Origin of the sequence: Aromatoleum sp. (assembly GCF_035254505.1) — a bacterium.
Taxonomy (GTDB): domain Bacteria; phylum Pseudomonadota; class Gammaproteobacteria; order Burkholderiales; family Rhodocyclaceae; genus Aromatoleum.
Map to the genome: position 1 here is coordinate 94743 of NZ_DATFAO010000017.1, position 21699 is coordinate 116441.

The 21699-nt window shown below is 62.4% G+C and carries 18 protein-coding genes; 10 read left to right on the top strand and 8 right to left on the bottom strand.

Annotated features, from left to right (window positions below):
- Positions 1-2: 2 nt before the first annotated feature.
- The 3 genes from VJ673_RS02895 to VJ673_RS02905 form a co-directional block, all read right to left on the bottom strand.
- Complete coding sequence (locus tag VJ673_RS02895) at positions 3-3245, bottom strand: efflux RND transporter permease subunit (protein ID WP_324124520.1); 3243 nt, start codon at positions 3243-3245, stop codon at positions 3-5.
- 16 nt (positions 3246-3261) lie between these two features.
- A complete protein-coding gene (locus VJ673_RS02900; RefSeq protein ID WP_324124521.1) occupies positions 3262-4494 on the bottom strand; it encodes an efflux RND transporter periplasmic adaptor subunit in 1233 nt (410 codons plus the stop codon).
- Between the two features lie 107 nt (positions 4495-4601).
- Entirely contained in the window at positions 4602-5411 is an 810-nt protein-coding gene (locus tag VJ673_RS02905) for an alpha/beta hydrolase (RefSeq protein WP_324124522.1), read from the bottom strand.
- On the opposite strand from VJ673_RS02905, the gene VJ673_RS02910 reads away from it, so the two are divergent.
- Complete coding sequence (locus tag VJ673_RS02910; RefSeq protein WP_324124523.1) at positions 5386-5568, top strand: hypothetical protein; 183 nt, start codon at positions 5386-5388, stop codon at positions 5566-5568. The genes VJ673_RS02905 and VJ673_RS02910 overlap by 26 nt on opposite strands.
- 43 nt (positions 5569-5611) lie before the next feature.
- Positions 5612-6523 (top strand): LysR family transcriptional regulator, encoded by a 912-nt coding sequence (locus VJ673_RS02915; RefSeq protein WP_324124524.1) that lies wholly within the window; start codon positions 5612-5614, stop codon positions 6521-6523.
- A 4-nt stretch (positions 6524-6527) separates the two neighbouring features.
- On the opposite strand, the gene VJ673_RS02920 is transcribed toward VJ673_RS02915, so the two are convergent.
- Positions 6528-8174, bottom strand: coding sequence for a fatty acid--CoA ligase (locus tag VJ673_RS02920; protein ID WP_324124525.1), 1647 nt, complete (start codon positions 8172-8174; stop codon positions 6528-6530).
- A gap of 217 nt (positions 8175-8391) precedes the next feature.
- On the opposite strand from VJ673_RS02920, the gene VJ673_RS02925 reads away from it, so the two are divergent.
- Positions 8392-8997 carry a cytochrome c oxidase subunit 3 family protein gene (locus tag VJ673_RS02925; RefSeq protein ID WP_324124526.1) on the top strand — a complete coding sequence of 202 codons (606 nt, stop codon included), beginning with the start codon at positions 8392-8394 and terminating at the stop codon, positions 8995-8997.
- A 3-nt stretch (positions 8998-9000) separates the two neighbouring features.
- A complete protein-coding gene (locus tag VJ673_RS02930) occupies positions 9001-9309 on the top strand; it encodes a hypothetical protein (protein ID WP_324124527.1) in 309 nt (102 codons plus the stop codon).
- A 4-nt stretch (positions 9310-9313) separates the two neighbouring features.
- Here VJ673_RS02930 and VJ673_RS02935 read toward each other — a convergent pair whose 3' ends face one another.
- Both VJ673_RS02935 and VJ673_RS02940 read right to left on the bottom strand, forming a co-directional pair.
- Positions 9314-10930: a methyl-accepting chemotaxis protein gene (locus tag VJ673_RS02935; protein ID WP_324124528.1), complete on the bottom strand. Its 1617-nt coding sequence runs from the start codon at positions 10928-10930 to the stop codon at positions 9314-9316.
- An 84-nt stretch (positions 10931-11014) separates the two neighbouring features.
- Complete coding sequence (locus VJ673_RS02940; RefSeq protein ID WP_324124529.1) at positions 11015-11464, bottom strand: cache domain-containing protein; 450 nt, start codon at positions 11462-11464, stop codon at positions 11015-11017.
- A gap of 291 nt (positions 11465-11755) precedes the next feature.
- Between VJ673_RS02940 and VJ673_RS02945 the strand changes: the two genes are divergently transcribed.
- Positions 11756-13192, top strand: coding sequence for an aminotransferase-like domain-containing protein (locus tag VJ673_RS02945; protein WP_324124530.1), 1437 nt, complete (start codon positions 11756-11758; stop codon positions 13190-13192).
- Between the two features lie 343 nt (positions 13193-13535).
- The gene (locus VJ673_RS02950) at positions 13536-13889 is read left to right on the top strand and encodes a hypothetical protein (protein WP_324124531.1); all 354 of its coding nucleotides are present in this window, start codon (positions 13536-13538) and stop codon (positions 13887-13889) included.
- Between the two features lie 340 nt (positions 13890-14229).
- On the opposite strand, the gene VJ673_RS02955 is transcribed toward VJ673_RS02950, so the two are convergent.
- Positions 14230-15198 (bottom strand): LysR family transcriptional regulator, encoded by a 969-nt coding sequence (locus tag VJ673_RS02955; RefSeq protein ID WP_324124532.1) that lies wholly within the window; start codon positions 15196-15198, stop codon positions 14230-14232.
- Between the two features lie 133 nt (positions 15199-15331).
- Here VJ673_RS02955 and speB point away from each other — a divergent pair, with 133 nt between their 5' ends.
- Positions 15332-16303 carry an agmatinase gene (gene speB, locus VJ673_RS02960; protein WP_324124533.1) on the top strand — a complete coding sequence of 324 codons (972 nt, stop codon included), beginning with the start codon at positions 15332-15334 and terminating at the stop codon, positions 16301-16303.
- A gap of 81 nt (positions 16304-16384) precedes the next feature.
- A complete protein-coding gene (locus VJ673_RS02965) occupies positions 16385-17794 on the top strand; it encodes a sodium:solute symporter family transporter (protein WP_324124534.1) in 1410 nt (469 codons plus the stop codon).
- Positions 17795-17978: 184 nt separating this feature from the next.
- Here the strand turns inward: VJ673_RS02965 and VJ673_RS02970 are convergent, their stop codons facing one another.
- A complete protein-coding gene (locus tag VJ673_RS02970; protein ID WP_324124535.1) occupies positions 17979-18920 on the bottom strand; it encodes a helix-turn-helix domain-containing protein in 942 nt (313 codons plus the stop codon).
- 356 nt (positions 18921-19276) lie between these two features.
- Between VJ673_RS02970 and VJ673_RS02975 the strand changes: the two genes are divergently transcribed.
- A complete protein-coding gene (locus VJ673_RS02975) occupies positions 19277-20164 on the top strand; it encodes a TorF family putative porin (protein ID WP_324124536.1) in 888 nt (295 codons plus the stop codon).
- Between the two features lie 25 nt (positions 20165-20189).
- Positions 20190-21644: an ethanolamine permease gene (gene eat, locus VJ673_RS02980; protein ID WP_324124537.1), complete on the top strand. Its 1455-nt coding sequence runs from the start codon at positions 20190-20192 to the stop codon at positions 21642-21644.
- Positions 21645-21699 lie beyond the last annotated feature (55 nt).

Here is a 21699-nt window from a genome sequence, read left to right on the forward strand (position 1 = left end):
GGTCAATCGTGAAGCGCACGCGGCGCGGCAAGGCCCGGGACGGTGGCGGCGCCGCCGGTGACGGGCGAAGCGGCGAAGGCTTCGAGGTGCGGCACCTGGCCGTGCAGCTTCAGCACCCGGTTGCCTGCGAGACGGCGCATCAGCACGTAGAACACCGGCGTCAGGAAGAGCCCGAAGGCCGTCACCCCAATCATCCCGGCGAACACGGCGACGCCCATCGCGCTACGCATCTCGGCGCCGGCGCCGGTCGAGAGCACTAGCGGCAGCACTCCCATCACGAAGGCCATCGAGGTCATCAGGATCGGGCGCAGACGCAGGCGGCTCGCCTCGATCGCGGCCTGCAGCGGCGTGCGTCCGGCGAACTCCAGCTCGCGGGCGAACTCGACGATCAGGATCGCGTTCTTCGCCGACAACCCGACCAGCACGATCAGCCCGATCTGCGTGAAGACGTTGTTGTCCCCGCCGGAGAGCCACACGCCCGTCATTGCCGCCAGAATCCCCATCGGCACGATCAGGATGATCGCGAGCGGCAGCGTCAGGCTCTCGTATTGCGCGGCGAGCACCAGGAAGACGAGCAGGATCGCGAGCGGGAAGACCCACGCCGCCGAGTTGCCGGCGAGGATTTCCTGGTAAGTCAGCTCCGTCCATTCGAACGAGATGCCCTGCGGCAGCGTCTCCGCCGCGATGCGCTCGATCGCCTCGCGCGCCTGCCCGGACGAGTAGCCGGGCGCGGGCGCGCCGCTGATGTCGGCCGAGAGGTAGCCGTTGTAGCGCATCGCGCGTTCCGGGCCGAAGCTCGACTGGATATTCATCAGCGAAGACAGCGGCACCATCTCGCCCGTCTGCGAACGCACCTTCAGCAGTCCGACGTCCTCCGCATGGGCGCGGAACGGGGCATCTGCCTGGACGCGCACCGAGTAGGTCCGGCCGAAGCGGTTGAAGTCGTTCACGTACAGGCTGCCGAGGTAGATCTGCATCGTGTCGAACACGTCCGTGACCGGGATGCCGAGCTGGCGGGCACGGGTGCGGTCGATGTCGGCATAGAGCTGCGGCACGTTCACCTGGTAGCTGGAGAACAGCCCCGCGAGCTCGGGCGCCTTCGACGCCTTCGCGAGGAAGGCCTTGGTCGCGGCGTCGAGCGCCTGGTATCCGAGCGAGGCGCGGTCTTCGAGCTGCAGCTTGAAGCCGCCGGTCGTTCCGAGCCCCTGCACGGGCGGCGGCGGGAACATCACGATGAACGCGTCCTCGATGCCGGCGAACTTCTTGTTCAGCTCCATCGCGATCGCACCGGCGCTGAGTTCCTTGCCCGTGCGCTCGTCGAAGGGCTTCAGCGGCGTGAAGACGATCCCCGAGTTCGAGCTGTTGGTGAAGCCGTTGATCGACAGGCCAGGGAAAGCGACCGCATGCTCGACGCCCGGCTGTTGCAGCGCGATCTCGCCCATGCGGCGGATCACCTCCTCCGTGCGGTCGAGCGTGGCGCCGTCCGGGAGCTGCGCGAAACCGATCAGGTATTGCTTGTCCTGCGCGGGCACGAAGCCGCCGGGCACCGCCTTGAAGAGCCCTACCGTCAGGCCGATGAGCGCGAGATAGACGACCATCATCACCGCCTTGCGCCCGATCGCGCCGCGCACGCCGCCGCCGTAGGCTTCCGCGCCGCGGCGGAAGGTGCGGTTGAAGGCGGTGAAGAAGCGGCCGAAGACCTTGTCCATGCCGCGCGTCAGCCCGTCCTTCGGGGCGTCGTGGCCCTTCAGCAGCAGCGCAGACAGCGCGGGCGACAAGGTCAGCGAGTTGATCGCCGAGATCACGGTCGACATCGCGATCGTCAGCGCGAACTGCTTGTAGAACTGGCCGGTGAGGCCGGTGATGAAGGCGAGCGGCACGAACACGGCGATCAGGACGAGCGCGATCGCGATGATCGGGCCGGAGACTTCCTTCATCGCCCGATAGGTCGCTTCGCGCGGCGAGAGCCCCGCCTCGATGTTGCGCTCGACGTTCTCGACGACGACGATCGCGTCATCGACGACGATGCCGATCGCGAGCACCAGGCCGAAGAGGGAGAGCGCGTTGATCGAGAAGCCGAAGAGATGCATCACGGCGAAGGTGCCGATGATCGATACCGGCACGGCGAGCAGCGGGATGATCGACGCGCGCCAGGTCTGCAGGAACAGGATCACGACGAGCACGACGAGCGCGACCGCTTCGAGCAGCGTATGGATGACCGCCTCGATCGACGCGCGGACGAACTGCGTCGGGTCGTAGACGATCTCGTAGTCCACACCTTCGGGCATGTTCTGCTTCAGCTGCTGCATCGTCTCGCGGACGTGATCCGAGATCTGGATCGCGTTCGAGCCGGGAGCCTGGAAGATCGGGATCGCGACGGCATCCCTGTTGTCGAGCAGCGAGCGCAGCGCGTAGTCGGAGGCGCCGAGTTCGATGCGACCCAGATCGCGCAGACGCGTGACGGCGCCGTCGGTGCCGGTGCGCACGATGATGTCGCCGAACTCCTCTTCGCTCTGCAGACGGCCGCGGGCGTTCACCGGCAGCTGCAGGTCGATGCCCTGCAAGCCCGGCGAGGCGCCGATGACGCCGGCCGCGGCCTGCACGTTCTGCTCGCGGATTGCACGGACCACGTCGCCCGCCGAGAGGCCGCGCGCGGCGACCTTCTGCGGGTCGAGCCAGATGCGCATCGAGTAGTCGCCGGAGCCGAAGAGCTGCACCTGGCCGACGCCTTCGATGCGCGCGAGGCGGTCCTTGACGTTGAGCAGCGCGTAGTTGCGCAGGTAGGTCATGTCGTAGCGGGCGTTGGGCGACAAGAGGTGCACGACCATCGTCAGGTCAGGCGAGCTCTTGACCGTCGTGACGCCAAGCCGGCGCACCTCCTCGGGCAGGCGCGCCTCGGCCTGCGAGACGCGGTTCTGCACGAGCTGCTGCGCCTTGTCCGCGTCGGTACCAAGTTTGAAGGTGACGGTCAGCGTCAGCAGGCCGTCGGTGGTCGCCTGGCTGCCCATGTAGAGCATGCCTTCGACGCCGTTGATGGATTCCTCGAGCGGCGTCGCGACCGTCTCGGCGATCACCTTCGGGTTCGCGCCCGGATACTGCGCTCGCACGACGACCGAGGGCGGCACGACTTCCGGGTACTCGGACACCGGCAGCACGCGCACGGCGATCAAGCCGCCGATGAACATCAGCAGCGACAGCACGCCTGCGAAGATCGGGCGGTCGATGAAGAAGCGGGATAGATTCATGACGAAACCTCGGGGATCAGGATTGCGGCGCGGCGGCCGTCGCGGCGGCGTCCTTGGCCGCCTTGCGTCCGTCCATCGCGACCGCTTGCGGCGCGACCAGCGAACCCGGACGCACGCGCTGCAGGCCGTTGACGACGATGCGTTCGCCCGGCTGCAGGCCGTTTGTGACGATACGCAGGCCGTCGGATGTGCCGCCGAGCGTCACCTCGCGGTACTCGGTCTTGTTCTCGGCGTCGACGACCAGCACGAATCGGCGGCTCTGGTCGGTGCCGACCGCGCGCTCGTCGATGAGGACTGCGGTCGCGGCCTTCGGGCGGCCCATGCGCAGCTTCGCGAACTGGCCGGGCATCAGGTTGCCGTCCGGGTTGTCGAAGACGGCGCGCACGCGCACGGTGCCGCTGCGCGCATCGACCTGGTTGTCGACGAGCTGCAGATGGCCGTCGAAAGGCAATTCGGTCGTGGTCGCGGTGCCCATCTGCACCGGGATGCTTTCGAGCCGCGCCGACTTGCCATGGGCTTCACGCAGATCCTGCAACGCGCGCGCAACGACCTGTTCGTCGGCATCGAAGCTCGCGTAGATCGGGCTCACCGAAACCAATGTCGTCAGCACCGGCGCGCCAGGGCCGGCCGCGACGAGGTTGCCTACGGTCACGTCGAGCCGCCCTACCCGGCCCGCCACCGGTGCGCGCACTTGCGTGTAGCCAAGGTTCAGACGCGCGGACTGCAGCGCTGCCTGTGCGGCACGCAACTCGGCGTCAGCGGCGCGGTGGGCGTTGGCACGCTCCTCAAGTTCGCGTTCGGCGATCGCGCGTTGCTCCCACAGGTGCTGTGCGCGCTCGTGTTCGCTCGTCGTGAAGGCGACCCGGGCCTGGGCGGCGGCGACCTGCGCGGTCGCGCGGTCGACCTCGGCGGCATAGGGCGCGGGATCGATCGTGATCAGCAAGTCGCCCGCCTTCACGAGCCCGCCCTCGCGAAAATGCACCGCCTGCACCGTGCCCGCGACGCGCGAGCGGATGTCCACGCGCTCGACCGCCTCAAGGCGGCCCGAGAATTCGTCCCAGGTCGAGACGTCGCGAACTTCGACGGCTGCAACCGACACGGGTGTTGCGACCGGTGCGGTTGCCGGCGCATTCGCTGCGACCGGCGCCGGGCGCAGGCCCAGGACGACAGCGGAAACGGCGGTCAGTGCGGTGACGGCAAGGCCGGCGGTCCACATCCGGCGGCGTTTCGATTGGCTCTCTGGTGACATGACAAACTCCTTGTTGAATTGTTATGAGCGGCGGTCGCGGGGTCGGGGACATCCTAAAGTCCGTAGTTAAGTACGGAGTCAACAGCCCTTTCGAAGGGCGGGCTCGTTCATTCCGGCGTCGGTGCGATGGTGGTTTGCGCGAGAAAGGCCTTCAGGCGAATGCCGACCTCCTCTGCCCACGGGCTCTCCGCGCCCGCCGCCTCCATCAGGGAGCAGGGCCACCCAGTGGGGGCCGGAAGCACCAACTCCGATACCGGTACGCCCGCGCCCACCAGCCGACGTGTGTAGGCGAGCGCCTCGTCACGCAGCGGATCGTCGGCGGCCGTGAGCAGCAGCGTTGGCGGCAGGCCCGCGAGGCGCACCGAGCGGCTGGGGATCGCGTAAGGGTGTTCGGCGGCGGCGGGTTCGCGGAGGTACTTGCACCAGCCGGTGGCCAGCGGGCAGTCGGCGGGGCCCTGATTGCTCCGGCGCAGCGAGGCGGTGCCGAGGCAGGGGTCGAGCATCGGCGAAATCAGGATCTGTCCGGCGAGCGGCGGCATGTGGCGATCGCGGGCCATCAGCGCGGCGGCGGCGGCGAGGTTCGCGCCCGCCTCCTCGCCCGCAACAAAGACCTCGGCGCCCTGCTCCGCGAGCCGCGCGCGCTTGCGATGTGCCCACTGCAAGGCGGCGTAGGCCGCTTCGACCGGCGCGGGAAACGGATTCGCTGGGGCCAGCGGGTAATCGACCGAAACGACGACTGCACCCGCCTCGGCCAGCAGCGTAGCCACGATCGCGCCGCTGTCGAGCGAACCGGATACGAAAGCGCCTCCGTGGAAATGGACGACCAGCGCGGCGCCTGCGCGACGTTGCCCGTAGATCCGCACGCCCAGCGACGCGGAGAGGCCGACGTCGATGCGGCTGTCCGTGGCGGCCGGCATCGGCGTCGGGGTGGTGGACCGGGATTGCGGAGAGCGGGGCATCGTCGTTGCGACCTTCGAGATCGGCCGGTGGTTTGTTGACGCCCTGAAAGATAGTTATGGTCCGACGATGAATAAATATGGAATTCGTGGCTTCTTTATTTCTGTTGATGAATAATCGCAACGCAGCAATCGTCACCGGAATATCGAGGGAGAAGCGAATGGACCAATTTCAGGCACTGCGCGTGTTCGCGCGCGTCGTCGAAGCGGGCACCTTCACGAAGGCTGCCGACTCGCTCGGGATGCCCAAGCCGACCGTGACCAAGCTGATCCAGAGCCTCGAGACGCACCTGCGCGTGAAGCTTCTCAACCGCACGACGCGCCGCGTTACCGTCACCGCAGACGGCGCCGCGTACTACGAGCGCACTGCGCGGCTACTCACCGAGCTGGAGGAAATCGACGCCAGCCTGTCGAACTCCCAGGCCGCGCCCAAAGGGCGGATCCGCGTCGACGTCGCGGCCGTGGTCGCCAGCCGCGTCATCCTTCCCGCGCTGCACAGCTTCCACGCGCGGTATCCCGACATCCAGGTCGACATGGGCGTCGGGGATCGGCTGGTAAATCTCATTGCCGACAACGTCGACTGTGTCGTCCGGGGCGGCAAGCTCGTCGATGAATCACTAGTCGCGCGACGCATCGGACAGATCGAATTCATGACCTGTGCAGCGCCGGCCTACCTGAGGACATACGGCGTGCCGACGCACCCCTCCGAGCTCGACGGACCGCACCGCGTCGTCGGCTATTTTTCTGCCGGCACGGGACGCCTCTCGCCGTTCGAGTTCGAGCGCGCGGGGGAGCGCATCGAAGTCGTCGGCCAATATGCGGTAGCCGTGAACGACAGCAACGCCTACATGGCTGCCGGGCTGGCGGGGCTCGGCATCATCCAGAGCGGCGCCGGCGTACTGGAGGAGCATGTGAAGCGCGGCGAACTGGTTCCGGTGCTCGAAGACTGGCTCACCCCCAGCATTCCGATCTACATCGTCTATCCGCCGAACCGCCACGTCAGCGCGAAAGTCCGCGTCTTCGTCGAATGGATTGCGGAGCTCTTCGCCTCCTACAACGCGGCGTCGCGCTGAAGGATCACGCCGAGCGTTCGCGCAGCAGCTTCTTGTTGATCTTGCCGACGCTGGTTTTCGGGATCTCCTCGACGAACAGGACGTGCTCAGCGTCCGGCACCGCGTACTTGCTGATGCGCTTCGTCTCGACCTGCCGTAGCAAGTGCTGGCGGATCGCCTCAGGCGCCACCTCGGCGCCGGGCTTGCGCACCACGTAGGCCATCGGCCGCTCGCCCCACTTCTCGTCCCTGACCGCGATCACCGCCGACTCCTGCACGCCCGGCACCTCCGCGATCAGACTCTCGATGGCGATCGACGACACCCACTCCCCACCCGTCTTGATCACGTCCTTGATGCGGTCGACGATGCGCACGAAACCGTCCGGCTGCATCACCGCCACGTCCTGCGTATGCAGGTAGCCGCCGGCCCACAGTTCCTCGGACGCCTGAGGCTTCTTGAAGTAGCCCTGCGTCAGGAAAGGCGCGCGCAGCACGATTTCGCCCTGACTCGTGCCGTCGCGCGGCACGTCCCGCATCTCGCTGTCGACAACGCGGAAATCGATCAGCGGCACGGGCCGACCGGTCAGGCTGCGCAGGCGCACTTCGGCGTCGATGTCTGCCGGCGCATCCGCATCGCGAATCTGCGCGAGCGCGACGATCGGCCCCGTTTCCGACATGCCGTAGCCGGCGAACACATCGATCCCGCGCTCCACGGCCGCCTTGCACAGCGCCGCCGGCAAAGCGGCGCCGCCGATGATCACCTTCCAGCCCGAGAGGTCGAATTCCCCTCCCGCCGCGGCGTGCAGCAGCATTTGGAGGATGGTCGGGACGCAATGCGAGAACGTGACCTTCTCGTCGCGCTTCAGTTTGAGCAGCGCGTCCGGCACATAACGCCCGGGCAGCACGGTCCGCAAGCCCAGCATCACCGCGAGATAGGGCACGCCCCAGGCGAGGACGTGGAACATCGGCGTGATCGGCATATACACGTCTTCGCGATGCAGCCGTTGCCCCTCGCGCGGCGCGCACAGACTCAACGCGGTAGTCAGCGCGTGCAGCACGATCTGCCGATGGCTGTAGCACACGCCCTTGGGATCGCCCGTCGTGCCCGTCGTGTAGAAGGTCGCGGCCTTCGTGTTCTCGTCGAAGTCGACGAACTCGTAGTCGGGCGATGCCCCGCCGACGAGCGCCTCGTACTCGCCTGCGAACGTGAGCTTGCACTCCGGCAGCGGCTTCCCGTCCGCAATCGCAACGATCTGGCGTATCGACTTCAGCTCGGGCTTCAACTGCTCCAGCAGTGGCAGGAAGTCCGCATGCACCAGCACCACCTCGGCCTCGGAATCGTTCAGCGTGTAGGCGATCTGCTGCGGCGACAGTCGCACGTTCACCGTGAACATCGTCGCCCCCATCATGGGGATCGCGAAATAGCTTTCGAGGTAGCGATGGCTGTCCCAGTCCATCACGGCGACCGTCGTCCCATGCCGCACGCCCAGGGCGCTCAGGGCTGAGGCGAGGCGGCCGATGCGCTCGCGGAAGTCCCGGAAGTGGTAGCGCATTTCGCCGCGATAGGTGATCTCCTGATCGCCGTACAGGCTCACGGAGTTCAGCAGCAACTGCTTGACCAGCAGCGGATAGGCATAGGCCGACGTGGCGGCGGCAATCAGGTTGTCCGGCATGGTTGTCTCCCTCGTTGTTGTTCGAAAGCAAACCGGCCGTGCGCGGAGCACGAGCAATAATCCAGCATAGTGCCTGCGCGCCGATACGCGGGCCGAAATGCGACACGGAGGAACTCCGGTCAACTGTTCCGCTCGAAAACCGTCGCACCTGTGTCTGTGCTTGGTGCCCGCGGAGTGAAAGAATGGCAGCCTTGACGTACCCATCGGCAGGAAGAGCATGACAGCAGCGGCGATACCGGTATTCGATGCCGGCGGCAAACCCGAGAGCGCAGGACGCGTCCCCGGCAATCACGGGATCTGGGTCGGAATTACCTGCGAGTTCGTCGAGTTTCTCGTGCTCTTCACGGTGTACTTCGTCGCCCGCGCGCACTTTCCCGCGGCGTTCCAGGACGGCGCGACACGGCTGTCGACCGTCGCCGGTACCGTGATCACCTTGCTGATGGTCACCAGCAGCTTCTTCGTCGCCTGCTCGGTCGCCCGCATCCGCGCAGGACGCCGGCGCGAATCCATCTACTGGCTGATCGCCGCGCTCGTCATGGCACTCGGCTATCCGCTGGCGAAATACCTCGAGATCCAGTGGAACCTCGCACACGGCATCAACGGCGAATCGGGCATCTTCTTCACGGTCTATTACTACCTGACCTTCACCCACCTTGTGCACGGCTTCTGGGGCATCCTCGGCATGCTGTGGGTGCTGGCGCGACATCTCGCGGGTGGCTACTCGGCCGATGAACACAACGGCCTCGAAGCGCTGGCGAGCTACTGGCACGCCACCGACATCATCTGGCTGATCATCTTCCCGCTCTTCTACGTGCTGGCCTGAACCATGAAAGCGATCCCCACCTCCCCGTCGACCTCGCTCGCCCCGCTCTTCCTCTCCTGGCTCGGCCTCGTGACGCTGACCCTGCTCAGCCTGTGGCTCGCACAGTGGTCGCACCACGCCGCGTGGCTGCAACTGCCGGTCGCCGCGATCGTCTGGCTGAAAGGCTGGATCGTCGCCCGGTCCTTCATCGAAGCCCACCTCGCCCATCCCTTCATCGCGCGGCTCGTCCGGACCTTCATCCTCTGCGTGCCGCTCGCGCTGATCCTGACGACGTGGTTCGGCGATCGCATCGCGCGCCTGACGACGCTATAAGGTTTCAACTGCGAAAGCGCGCAACCAGCTCCTGCAGGGTTCCGGCATGGCCGTGAACATTGTTGGCCATCTCTTCGCCACGCTGGGCCGCGTGGGTGTTGACGTCGCTTTTCTGCACCAGGCGTTCGACGTTCTCTGCGATCAGCGTGCTGGCCCTGGCTTGCTCGCGGGCTGCGTCCGACACGTCGATGAGGTTCTTCAGCGCCACCGACGCCGAGCGTTGCAGCTCGTCGAGCGGATCCTGCAACTCATGCATCAGTTTCACGCCGGATCCGACCTGACGGGTCGCATCGTCCATTTGCTTGACGGCCGCTTCCGTCTGATCCCGAATCGCCTCGATCATCACGTTGATCTCGGTCGTCGATGAGCTGGTCCGCTCCGCGAGCTTGCGCACTTCGTCCGCGACCACCGCAAAGCCACGGCCCTGTTCGCCCGCGCGCGCAGCTTCGATCGCCGCATTCAGTGCAAGCAGATTGGTTTGTCCGGCGATCTCCCGAATCACATCGACGATATGGCTGATCCGTTGCGAGGTTTCCTGCAGTCGATGGATCGTTTCGCCGGTTGCCGAGACATCCGACGCAATCTTGTTGATTTCGACCACGGCCTCGCCGACGAGCGACTTCCCCGTTTCGGCCACATCAACTGTCCGTTCGGCGACCGTCTTTGCGTTCTCCGCGTTATCCGAAACATGCGTGATGCTGACGCTCATTTCCTCCACCGCTGCCGCGATCGCGTTCAGCGACTCGCTCTGATCCTGCACGCAACGGTTGATCTCGGCAGCCGCCGAAGACATACCGCCGGCAGAGTCGCGCAGCGCTTCCGCGCTGCCTGCCATGCTGCCGATGATGCGCCGCAAGTTCTCCTTCATGCGTTGCAGTGACCTCAGCAGGTCGCCGATCTCGTCGTGGCCGGCGGACGCGAACTGCGCGCCGAGGTCGCCCTCCGCGATGCGTTCGGCGACCAGCGAGGCCTCGCGGACCGGACGGGCAATGCTTCGGGCCATCATGAACGCGCTCACTGCCGCCCCGCCCACTGCGAGTATCAGCGTTAGCGCGACCGCGAGCCGCGCCTGGGCATACGCGGTCGTCGCCGCGTCGTAGTCGGCCTGGCTGAACTTCTGTTCCGCCTGTACGAGCTCGTCCGTGAGTGTGTCCAGCACCTTGAAGTAATCGTCGGCCGTCTGCAGCGCGGAGCGTCCCATATTGATGTCGCTGTCCGCCATATCGACCGCCTGCGCGACGCTCTTCCGGTACTTCGCGATCTGTGCGGCGATCTTCTGCCCAAGCTGCTTTTCATCGTTGCCAAGATCCGGCCTTGCCATCCATCCGTCGAAATCGGAGGCGATCCGCCCGAGCGCTTCGTCCGCTGCTTTGCCCTCTTTCTGCAGAGTGTCGGAGCCGGAAAGGTCCGCCCACATCAGCAAGCGATACACGCGCGCGTGACTCTCCAGAACGCCGGACCTCACCGCTTCCGCGGTCTGGAGATATTGCTGCCTGACATTGAAGAGATCGTCGAGCACCTCACGCTGCGTGCTCATCGTCATATGGCCGGCGACGGCCAGCAACAACAGAAAGACCAGGGTGATCGCCGGCGCCACGAGAGCCTTCTGGTAAAGATTCATGGCGCAAATCCGAATGAAATCCGAGTGCCGACCCGCGCCGGTACCTTGCGGCGCCGACGCGCAGCACGTCGTGAGGAAGAAGAGTCAGCGCTTGTAGACGCCTGCGCAGACGACGGTGTCTTCGAGCTTCTCGCAGTACATCTGCTTGGGCAGCACCTTTTTCGTCACCGGGTCGGTGAACTTGTAGTCCTGCCAGAACTTGCCCTTGCTCTGCGCGAGATCGACCCGCTCCTTGACGAAGAGCTTGCCGTCGGGATCCTTCATGTCGATAAGGTCCTTGCCGACTTGCTTGGCATTCTGGCCATGGGCCAGCACCTTGCCTTGAAGATTGTAGACGACCGGGTAAAGGTCGCGATCGATCCACTTCGGGTCCTTCGCGGTGATCTCGTCGTAAGTCGCTTGCTTGTTCGTCTTGATAGCCGAAACGGCTTTCGCAACCATCGCCTCGGCATCTTTCGTGGTGGCGAATTCGTTCGCGATCGACGTCTGCGCGTACAGCAGAAGGCCGGTAGCCAGCAGTGCAATGTGCCTCATCGTCCTTACTCCTTGTCGGGGGGTACGTCGTGCAGTTGTTTTCGGTATTCTGCTTCCCCATTCTAGTGCGCCGAAAAGCAAACGCTGCCTTTTTACGCATGCCTCTGTCGTTTTTCCCGTGGGAAAGCACGCCCTTCGACCGTGCAATCGAAAACATGCGATTGAACCTGCGGAGTCTGGTGCCGGCAGAGACAACGTGACCGAAATCAATGTTGTCCGACCGAACCTGCGGGCACAGTGGCAATGCTGCTGCAATCTCGCCGCACTTCGTCTTCCGCGCCTGGAGGCGCTTTGAATCTCTACGACCGCCTCGCCCTCGACATCGAACAACGCATCCGCGACGGCGTGCTGCGCGCGGGCGAACGCCTGCCCTCGGTGCGCAAGGCCTGCGAATCGCAACGTCTCAGCCCCTCGACTGTCCTCAAGGCCTACTACCTGCTCGAAAGTCGCGGGCTGATCGAAGTCCGCCCGCAGTCTGGCTACTACGTCCGCCCACGCGCGCTGGGCGCTCTGCCCGAGCCGCGCATGACGCACCCCGTCGGCGCCTCGACCGCACTGCAGGTGAGCGACTTCATCTTCGAGATCCTCGAAGCGGTCAAGGACCCGGCCGTCGTCCCGCTCGGCTCCAGCTTCGCCAGCCCCTACCTGTATCCGCTCGACAAGCTCGGCCGCTTCCTCGCCGCCGCCTCGCGCCACATGGACCCGCGCGCCACCGTCACCGACCTGCCGCCCGGCAACGACGAACTGCGCCGCCAGATCGCGCTGCGCTACCTCGCCGGCGGCGTCGCCCTCGCGCCCGACGAAATCGTCATCACCTCCGGCGCGATGGAAGCCCTCAACCTCTGCCTCGAAGCCGTCACCCAACCGGGCGACCTCGTCGCAGTCGAATCGCCGACCTTCCATGCCGGCCTGCAGATGATCGAACGGCGCGGCCTCAAGGTCATCGAGATCCCCACCCATCCGCGCGACGGCGTGAGTCTCGCCGCGCTCGCCGACGCGCTGCGCCACCACCCGGTCAAGGCCTGCCTGCTGATGCTCAACTTCCAGCACCCGATGGGCAGCCTCGTGCCGGACGACAACCGCCGCACACTCCTCGACCTAATGCGCCGTCACGATGTGCCTCTGATCGAGGACGACACCTACGCCGAACTGCACTTCGACCGCCAGGCCCCACTCGCGACCAAGGCGCTCGACAGCACCGGGCTCGTTCTGCACGTCTCGAGCTTCTCCAAGAGCCTCGCACCGGGCTACCGCGTCGGCTGGGTCGCGGCCGGCCGCTACGCGCAGAAGATCCAGCGCTTGAAGCTCTCCGCGAGCCTTGCGACGACCATTCCGGTACAGATCGCGATTGCCGACTTCCTCAGGCAAGGCGCCTTCGACACCCATCTGCGGCGCCTGCGCGGTGCTCTCGAAGTCCAGGAAGCCGCGATGGCCGCAGCCATCGAACGCCACTTTCCCGTGGGTACGCGCATCACCCGACCGCGCGGGGGCTACTTTGTGTGGGTCGAACTGCCACCCAACTGCGATGCGCTCGCCCTGCATCGGCGCGCGCTCGACGAAGGGATCAGTCTCGCGCCTGGGCCGATCTTTTCGGCGAAACGGGAATACCGGAATTGCATACGGCTGAATTTCGGGCACCCGTGGTCTGAGGAGATCGAGCGGGCTGTTACGCGGTTGGGGGAGATGTTGCGGAGCAATGACGGAGATATTGTAGATCGACTCACGTGACGGATTCGCCATCACTCAATAGGGTGCGCTGCCGCCAGCTCTCAGCCGTCAACAGGTAGGTGGACTCAGCGGCCCATTTCTGTGCGGTCCTCCTGCCTGAACTCACGGTTTCGCCCACCGAGACCTGCAACAAATCATCTCTTAATAATCTATCTCTAATATGACAGGCTATAAGAAGAGTGAAGTTTCAATTAATTGGCAGGCGAAGTCGTTAGCGCACAAATCTAGTCTCGCGTCTCGATGTGGTCCTAAGGCAATCCCACAATCGGGTCAAATACCGGCCTGGTTGCCTTCATCGTTTGCTCCAGTCAGACGATTAACCTCAGTCGCAAGGAGAGAATAAATGACAAAGACATATATCAAAGCACTGCTGCTCGCGCTCGCTGCCGTCGGCTTCAGCGTTGGCGTTCTGGCTGAGGAGCCGCCAATTTACGGTAGCCAGTTGATGACGAGTCAGGAACGTATCGAACATCGCAACAAGCTTCGGGCGGCGAAAACCGCTGAAGAACGCGAGCAAATTCGGCTACAGCATCATGAACAGATGCAATTGCGCGCGAAGGAGCGAGGAGTCACCTTACCGGATACGCCGCCGGCCCAAGGCGCTGGTCAGGGGCGCCAGATGGGACCGGGAGGCGGAATGGGTGGCATGGGTGGCATGGGTGGCATGGGTGGCATGGGTCCAGGACGGAACCGTTAAGCCGGCATAACGGGCATCGGCAACAACCGGTGCCCGTTATGTTTCAAGCGTTGAAAGACAAGTGCAAAACGCTGATCGGATGCACGAACCACCGCCAAATGCAGCATTTCGTCTAATAGCCCGTAAATCAAAACGCATTGGGGCTGGGGACATAGGTGGCAAAATCGTCGGGAGACATGAGTAACACATATTCGAGATTGCGCCTGTAAAGCATATAGGCGAACAGGGCTACCGCAGCTACCCATATGTCGCTGAGTGCCGATGGTATAGGGCACCGAAGAATTCCAGTCGCAAAGGTCTGCGCATGGATTGAGTGTAGGTGAGAATGGCGGGAGTGCAGCTATTCTAGACCTGACCCTTTTTTCTCTCTGTAGGTTCTTGAATGTGCTGTGCGCAACTCCGCCAAGAATGCATCGCGCAGCAGATTGGGTTGAGCGTCCTTGTGCGTGATAGCCACGAATGGCGAGTGAAAGAACAGACTCCTTGGTAACAGGGATCGCAATCTGTTCTCACCCACCCATCGTTGTGCAAACTGCTCCGGCACAAAACCGATGTACTTTCCGCTCAGAATCAAGGTGGTCACACCTTCAATCTTGTTTGTCCGGGCAGCTGGGCTCTTATCGGGGAAGAGCGCCTGGAACTTGGCATTGAGCGTGTAGCCTGGAACCACAAAGTCCTGATCCCTGATCAAATCGACACTCAGATCCGCATCTGCGACATGAAAGATGTCATGCCCCGCCCCGCAGTACAGAAACTGCGTCTCATCATACAGATGGAAATACTGCACCGCTGGAAGCTGATGATGAAACGGAACGACTCCAACGAGCGCACGCCCCTCAATGACGGCGCGCTCTACCTCATTCGGCGAACCGACATTTAAATCGATCCTCACGTCCGGCGCAATCTCGTGAAATCGCGCCAGCGCAACGCTGGTTCGCGCGTTTGTGTCCGTAATTATATCGTCGGTCAAGCTCAAGGTCAGAGTGCCCACCAATCGACTATGGGCGGCATTAACTGCGGTGCGAAAGCGTTCGAGGTCCAAGAACAGCTGCCGGGTAGCGTCGTACACGACACGGCCGTGATCTGTGAGCGTGAAGCCCGACCGCCCCCGCATGCACAGTCTTAGATCGAGCCTTATCTCCAGATCCTTCATATACCGACTAATTGCCGAACGCCCGACGTTCAACTCGACCTCAGCAGCGGAAAAGCCGCCGCATTCCACTACGGTTCGAAACACCCGCAGTAAGTGGATATCCATGTCGCTGACCTTCCCATAGAGGCCCTTTCGCTTGACCGCTTTTGTTTCCATGTTTGTCATCCAAATGTTCAATAAAAATCATTTATTGAAACATACGCTCACGCAGATACTTTTTCTACGTCGGAATCACGCCCTCCGCGAGAAACCGTCGGCTCCGTTCAAGCAAATTGACAAAAGGTGAAATATGTCTGCGAAAGAGATTCTCTACACCCCTACTCCCTCGGAAATCGTACCTCGCTTCGCGGGTCTGTCCACCTTCATGCGGCTTCCGTATCGGTCACCAAGTGATGCGGATCGCGCCGATATCGGTTTGATCGGTGTACCGTGGGATGGCGGCACGACCAACCGACCCGGCGCGCGACACGGGCCTCGGCAAGTGCGTGAGCTGTCTTCGCTCATGCGCAATTATCATCCGGTCTTGCGGATGAGCCCCTACGAGTTGGCAAATTGTGTCGACTTGGGCGATGCGCCCGTTAACCCGGTCAGCATCGACGATACCATCCACATGATCGAGACCTTCTATCGGGACCTTGTAAGCCGAGGAATTGCGCCCTTATCTGCAGGTGGCGACCACTTGGTAAGCTTGCCGATCCTTCGTGCGCTGGCTCATCAGCGCGGAACGATGGGCATGGTTCATTTCGACGCCCACACGGACACGTGGGACACCTACTTCGGCGACTACAAGTACACCCACGGCACGCCGTTTCGCCGCGCAATCGAAGAAGGAGTCCTTGATCCGAAGCGCACGATCCAGATCGGAATCCGCGGCGGCGTATACGACGCAAACGACGGCGACTGGGGACTTGAGCAGGGTATCCGCGTAATCACCATTGAGGAATACAACGACTTGGGGCCGGACGCCGTCATCGCGGAAGTTCGACGCGTAGTCGGTGACGGTCTCACTTACGTGACCTTCGACGTGGATGCACTCGATCCGGTTTATGCACCCGGTACCGGCACACCCGAGATCGGTGGCCTGAACACCTTTGACTGCCAAAAGATGCTGCGTGGCCTACGTGGCCTCAATCTGGTCGGAGGAGACGTTGTCGAAGTGTCGCCGCCGTTCGACCCCAGCGGCAATACCGCGCTGGTCGGGGCAACGATGATGTTCGAGATCCTCTGCGTTCTCGCCGACTCGCTAAGCCAAAAAAAATAAATCTCATGCCAGGCGGGGCTTATCGAGCGTCCGTTCCCACCCCCCGCCGGAGCACTGATCCAAACCCCAAAGGAGAGTCTCATGAATATCGATGTCATCATCGTGATCGGATATTTCGCCCTGATGCTGATATGCGGCTTCGTAGCAATGCGAAAGCTGACCTCTACGGCTGATTATCTCGTTGCCGATCGAAACTTGCCCTACTGGGTGTTTTTTCCCTGCCTTTCGACAGTCATCCTTGGCGGTGGCTCCACGTTCGGCTCTGCATCCCAGAGTTTTCAGCATGGTCTCTCGGGCGCATGGATTACGCTCATGTTCGGACTTGGCGTTGTTACGGTCGGCTTGGGGTTTGCTGGAAAACTCGCGAAATTGAAGGTCTTCACGTTGAGCGAAATGCTTGAGCGCCGCTATGCGCACGGCACACGTTATGTCAGCGCGATGATTGCCGCCATCTATTCGACACTGATATCCGTGGTTCAGATCGTTGCGCTTGGCACCGTATTGAAGGCACTCCTCGGATGGGATCTGGCAACAGGCATCGTCGCGGGTGGCATCGTAACAATGGCTTACACGCTTATTGGAGGCATGATCGCAATCACGATTACTGATTTCATTCAGTTCATACTGATGACGATAGGGGTCGCGCTACTGGTCCCCGCGGGAATTGATGCGGCTGGCGGCATTGCAGCAGTCCAGTCGGCTGTTCCAAAGGAATTTCTGACGCTCACCAACATCAGCGGAAGCAGAATGCTGGGACTGTTCCTGTCTTTGTACCTTGGCATCATGATCGGACAGGACATCTGGCAGCGGATCTTCACCGCAAGAAATGACAGAGTCGCAAAATTCGGTTCGATCTCAGCCGGGATCTATTCCATTGGCTGGGGGGCAGCGATGGGTGTCTGCGGAGTCCTTGCCTATGTTCTGCTTCCCAATCTGGACTCCCCGCAAGACGCACTGCCGGAATTGGTCCTTAAAGTCATGCCCGCCGGCTTGAGCGGAATGGTACTCGCCGCACTGATGTCCGCGCTGATGTCGACTGTCAGCTCGACCGTCCTGGCTGCGGCCACGCTCATTACGAACGACCTGCTTAAACCGGTACTGGGGTTCGATGAACAAAGAGAACTCGTAGTATCGCGTTGGGTTACCGCGGTGGTAAGCATTGCGGTCATCGTTCTTGCGATTTTCATCGGTGACGTTTTTGTGGCACTCGACACGGCATACTCGTACCTGTCAGGCTGCCTCTTCGTGCCACTCATGGCCGCTCTCTTCTGGAAAAAGGCAACTTGGCAAGGTGCAATCAGCTCGATTCTGACCAGCGGGGTGATCGTGAGCTTCTGTCTGGCAAAGTTTGGCGCGGCAGCTCCTGAACCCGTCGTGTATGGCATTCTATCGAGCGCGATGATCATGGGATTGGTCAGTGCGATCGTCGGCGGGCCGCAAGCGAACGACCTCATCGAGTGGGAAAAGGATCGCGTTGATGCAAATGCATAAGACAAATCAATAGCGCGAAACAGACTAGAGTTTCGACGACTGCGGGCGGCTACCCCACCAGCAGAGCCGCCCGTACATGTATAGGCGAATGCTGTCTCAGGCTGAGTTTGAGTCGGAACAACAATTGCGGTTTCCAACGCGCGCCACGGCATAGGTGCATCGACCGCACCCCACCCCCAAGCAATCAGCCCTTCCCGTTAAACCGCCGATAAGTCTCCGACGGCAATTCCCCAAACAGTTGTTTGTAGTCCCGCGAGAAATGCCCGAAGTGCCAAAAGCCCCAATAGGTGGCGGCTTCAGAGACCGATGCGCAGGTGCGGAGCATGCGGCGGACGCCGTTGAGCCTGACCATGCGCAGGAAGGCGATCGGGTTGAGGTTCAGTACGTCCTGGAAGCAGTATTGCAGCGTACGCCGGCTGACGCCTATGGTTTTGCAGACGTCGAGGATGGAGGTCGGGGATTCCGGGCGGCTGAGAATGTAGTCGCGGGCGCGGGCGACGATTTGCCAGCGTTTCGACAGCGAGATCAACTCGCCTTCGGGATGGGAGTCGTCGGTCAATAGCTCGGTGACGTTGGAAATGACCGAGTCGCGCAGGGATCGCTGCAAGGGCGCGTTATCCATGAGGCGCGGCGCGTGCTCCAGCATCTCGAAGAAGCCGCGGAGGAATTCGCGCATGATGGCAATCTTGCTTGCCTGCACGACGCTGAGGTGCGGATGGTCGAACGAGTCTTCGATCGAGGCCGCCTCGTCGTCGGTCAGGGCGGACAGGACGCGGTCCCGGGAGACGACGACACCCCCCATGATGAGGTCGGCGGGCGAATAAAATTCGAATCCGCCGTCGCCCGTAAAGTGGTGCACGGTCGTGTCGCTGGTTATTGCGCCGCAAAAAACTCCCGACCCCGAAAGCTGCAAAGGCACGCCAAGGGCGACGACGGCGTCGCTCAATTCCCCACTCTGAAAGAGGCCTTTGCTCGTGTATTCGACGAAGAGATGCACGTCGTCGAATCGGACCTCGGTATAGGTGCCGGTAAAGCGTCCGGGCGACATCTGGGCATAAATCTGATGCCATCCGCGCAACCGCGCGGCCTGCTCGTCGACGTCTTGGCTGGCAATGGATTGAAGCATCTTTATTCCGCTGAATCCCCATCAGGCGGCCGATATTGCAGCGCAATGCGCCGTGCGGTGCATGGACGGCGTCTACAGAGAATAGCCGAAAGGGCGGTTGATGTTGCAAGGCTCGGAAGTTCGCTGTCAGTAGGGCGCCCGAGCGCGAAATTTGCCAAATTTGGATAGTCATGGATCGCGGGTTCTGATCGGTCCCCTGCTCCACCGCGCTCTATCGCTGAAGTGATGGCCTGGCGCGCTTCGCGGGCCGATCTGAAAAATGCCGATATCGGATAGCGTGAATTGGCGGCGATTCTTAACTTACGTCTCACGCTGCGGCAGATCTCCTGACGCAGGTAAGGACGGTAAGGAAATCCATGGAAATCAAAAATACACTGCCTCCCGCCAAAGGCATTTCGGCGTTGATCCTGATTGGCCTTGCATTTCAGTTTTCCGGCGCCATGGCAGCGGAGGCGATCAAGCCGGATAACGAGAGCCCCTCCAGCATCACCGTTTCCGGTTCCACGACGCTCAGCAACGACTATATCTGGCGTGGCCTGACGCAGACTTTCGGCAAGCCCGCGCTGCAGGTCGGCGTCGAAATGCAGCACGAGTCCGGTGCCTACCTGGGCTTCTGGGGCTCCAATGTGTCCGAACGCTGGATTCCGGGCGCGAATCTCGAAGCCGACGTGTACGGTGGATTCCGCCTCCCCATTCCCGCGGTCGCGGACCTCGGCCTGGATCTCGGGCTGATCTACGTCTACTACCCGGGCAGCGACTACGCAAAGGCGCTGGATGGCAACACCTTCAAGGGTTCCAGCCCCAACACGCTGGAGGCTTACGTCGGCGCCACCTATAAATCAGTGTCCCTCAAGTACGGGCGCACGCTGACCAAGTTCTACGGCTGGAACGAAAACAACTCGGCGCCCGGGGTCTTTTCCGCAACCGCAACGTCGGCCGGAGTCACTGGTTCCACGCGGGGATCGCAATACGTCGAGCTGAACGTGAATCACGAAATCGCCGAAGGCTGGGTTGCCAACGGGCAATTCGGCCACCAATGGGTCGCCCACAGCAAGGGGCTCGACTGGAGCTATTACCGCGTCGGCATCACGAAATCCCTGCCGGCGAATTGGAGTCTGGGAATAGCCTATTCCCGGACGAACGAGCCCAAGGCGTTCAAGGACTACGCCTCGCTCACGGGCAACGGAGATACAGTCGATGCGGCCCAAGCCAGATTGCTGGTTTCCGTGTCGCGGCAGTTCTAAAAAGATAGATGGAGGAGCACACAAAATGACACAAGAACGACATGGCCTGCACGTTGGCAAGGTCAGCCACCACGAATTGAAACAGACCCTGAATGCCTGGCAACTCTGGGGCATCGCGGTCGGCCTGGTGATTTCCGGCGAATATTTCGGCTGGAGTTACGGTTGGGCCTCGGCGGGCACGCTGGGATTCGTCATTACCTCGATATTCATCGCGGCAATGTACACAACCTTCATTTTCAGCTTCACCGAACTGACCAGCGCGATTCCTCATGCGGGCGGACCGTTCGCCTACGGGCGGCACGCTTTCGGTCCTGCAGGCGGATATCTGGCGGGGTTTGCGACGCTGATCGAATTCGTATTCGCGCCGCCGGCGATCGCATTGGCAATCGGTGCCTATCTGAATGTCCAGTTCCCGGAACTCAATCCCAAGGACGCGGCGGTCGGCGCATATATCATCTTCATGGCGCTGAATATCGTCGGTGTCGAGATTGCCGCGACTTTCGAATTGTTCGTGACGGTCATCGCGATTTTCGAATTGCTCGTATTCATGGGCGTCGTGTCGCCTGGATTCTCGCTCGACAATTTCACCAAGGGCGGATGGTCCGGTCAGGATGAATTCAGCCTCGCCGCGATCCCCGGCATGTTCGCCGCGATCCCGTTCGCGATTTGGTTCTTCCTTGCGATCGAAGGCGTTGCGATGGCCGCCGAAGAAGCCAAGGACCCGAAGCGCTCGATCCCCATCGCCTACGTCACGGGGATCCTCACCCTCCTCGTCCTCGCCATCGGCGTGATGACCTTCGCCGGCGCTTCCGGCGACTGGACCAAGCTCGCGAACATCAACGATCCGCTCCCGCAGGCGATGCGCGCGATCGTCGGCGAAAACAGCGGCTGGACGCACATGCTGGTCTGGCTCGGGCTCTTCGGCTTGATTGCGTCCTTCCACGGCATCATTCTCGGCTACTCGCGCCAGATCTTCGCCCAGGCCCGCGCCAATTACCTGCCGGCCTACTTCGCCAAAATCCATCCGCGCTTCAAGACACCGCACCGCGCGATCCTCGCCGGCGGCGTGGTCGGGATTGCTGCGATCTATAGCGACGAGCTGATCCAGTTCGGCGGCCAGACGCTCACCGCCAACGTCGTCACGATGTCGGTGTTCGGTGCGATCGTCATGTACATCATCAGCATGGCCGCGCTGTTCAGGTTGCGCCGGTCGGAACCGAAGATGGCGCGTCCCTTCTCCGCACCGCTGTATCCCTGGTTCCCCGCCTTCGCGCTGCTCGCGGCCGTGGTGTGTCTCGTCACGATGATCTACTACAACCCGCTCATCGCCGCGCTGTTCTTCGGCCTGATGGCGGCCGGCTACGTGGTGTTCCACCTGACGCGTCATTTGCGCGAAGTCGCGCCTTTGGACGACATGTTGGAATCCCGGGAAGAAATGGAAGTCGAATTCGAAGCCGCAGCGGCCTACAGGGCGCGCTGAGAAGGTCCTAAACAAGACGCCCGCCGCCGCGGTTGCGGGCCGCACAACAGCTCAG

Coding starts and splice junctions, on each gene's coding strand:
- VJ673_RS02910 (WP_324124523.1), top strand. CDS start 5,386: ATGCGGCTGTCCGTGGCGGCCGGCATCGGCGTCGGGGTGGTGGACCGG.
- VJ673_RS02900 (WP_324124521.1), bottom strand. CDS start 4,494: ATGTCACCAGAGAGCCAATCGAAACGCCGCCGGATGTGGACCGCCGGC.
- VJ673_RS02950 (WP_324124531.1), top strand. CDS start 13,536: ATGACAAAGACATATATCAAAGCACTGCTGCTCGCGCTCGCTGCCGTC.
- VJ673_RS02905 (WP_324124522.1), bottom strand. CDS start 5,411: ATGCCGGCCGCCACGGACAGCCGCATCGACGTCGGCCTCTCCGCGTCG.
- VJ673_RS02970 (WP_324124535.1), bottom strand. CDS start 18,920: ATGCTTCAATCCATTGCCAGCCAAGACGTCGACGAGCAGGCCGCGCGG.
- VJ673_RS02925 (WP_324124526.1), top strand. CDS start 8,392: ATGACAGCAGCGGCGATACCGGTATTCGATGCCGGCGGCAAACCCGAG.
- VJ673_RS02975 (WP_324124536.1), top strand. CDS start 19,277: ATGGAAATCAAAAATACACTGCCTCCCGCCAAAGGCATTTCGGCGTTG.
- VJ673_RS02930 (WP_324124527.1), top strand. CDS start 9,001: ATGAAAGCGATCCCCACCTCCCCGTCGACCTCGCTCGCCCCGCTCTTC.
- VJ673_RS02965 (WP_324124534.1), top strand. CDS start 16,385: ATGAATATCGATGTCATCATCGTGATCGGATATTTCGCCCTGATGCTG.
- speB (WP_324124533.1), top strand. CDS start 15,332: ATGTCTGCGAAAGAGATTCTCTACACCCCTACTCCCTCGGAAATCGTA.
- VJ673_RS02955 (WP_324124532.1), bottom strand. CDS start 15,198: ATGGAAACAAAAGCGGTCAAGCGAAAGGGCCTCTATGGGAAGGTCAGC.
- eat (WP_324124537.1), top strand. CDS start 20,190: ATGACACAAGAACGACATGGCCTGCACGTTGGCAAGGTCAGCCACCAC.
- VJ673_RS02895 (WP_324124520.1), bottom strand. CDS start 3,245: ATGAATCTATCCCGCTTCTTCATCGACCGCCCGATCTTCGCAGGCGTG.
- VJ673_RS02915 (WP_324124524.1), top strand. CDS start 5,612: ATGGACCAATTTCAGGCACTGCGCGTGTTCGCGCGCGTCGTCGAAGCG.
- VJ673_RS02920 (WP_324124525.1), bottom strand. CDS start 8,174: ATGCCGGACAACCTGATTGCCGCCGCCACGTCGGCCTATGCCTATCCG.
- VJ673_RS02935 (WP_324124528.1), bottom strand. CDS start 10,930: ATGAATCTTTACCAGAAGGCTCTCGTGGCGCCGGCGATCACCCTGGTC.
- VJ673_RS02940 (WP_324124529.1), bottom strand. CDS start 11,464: ATGAGGCACATTGCACTGCTGGCTACCGGCCTTCTGCTGTACGCGCAG.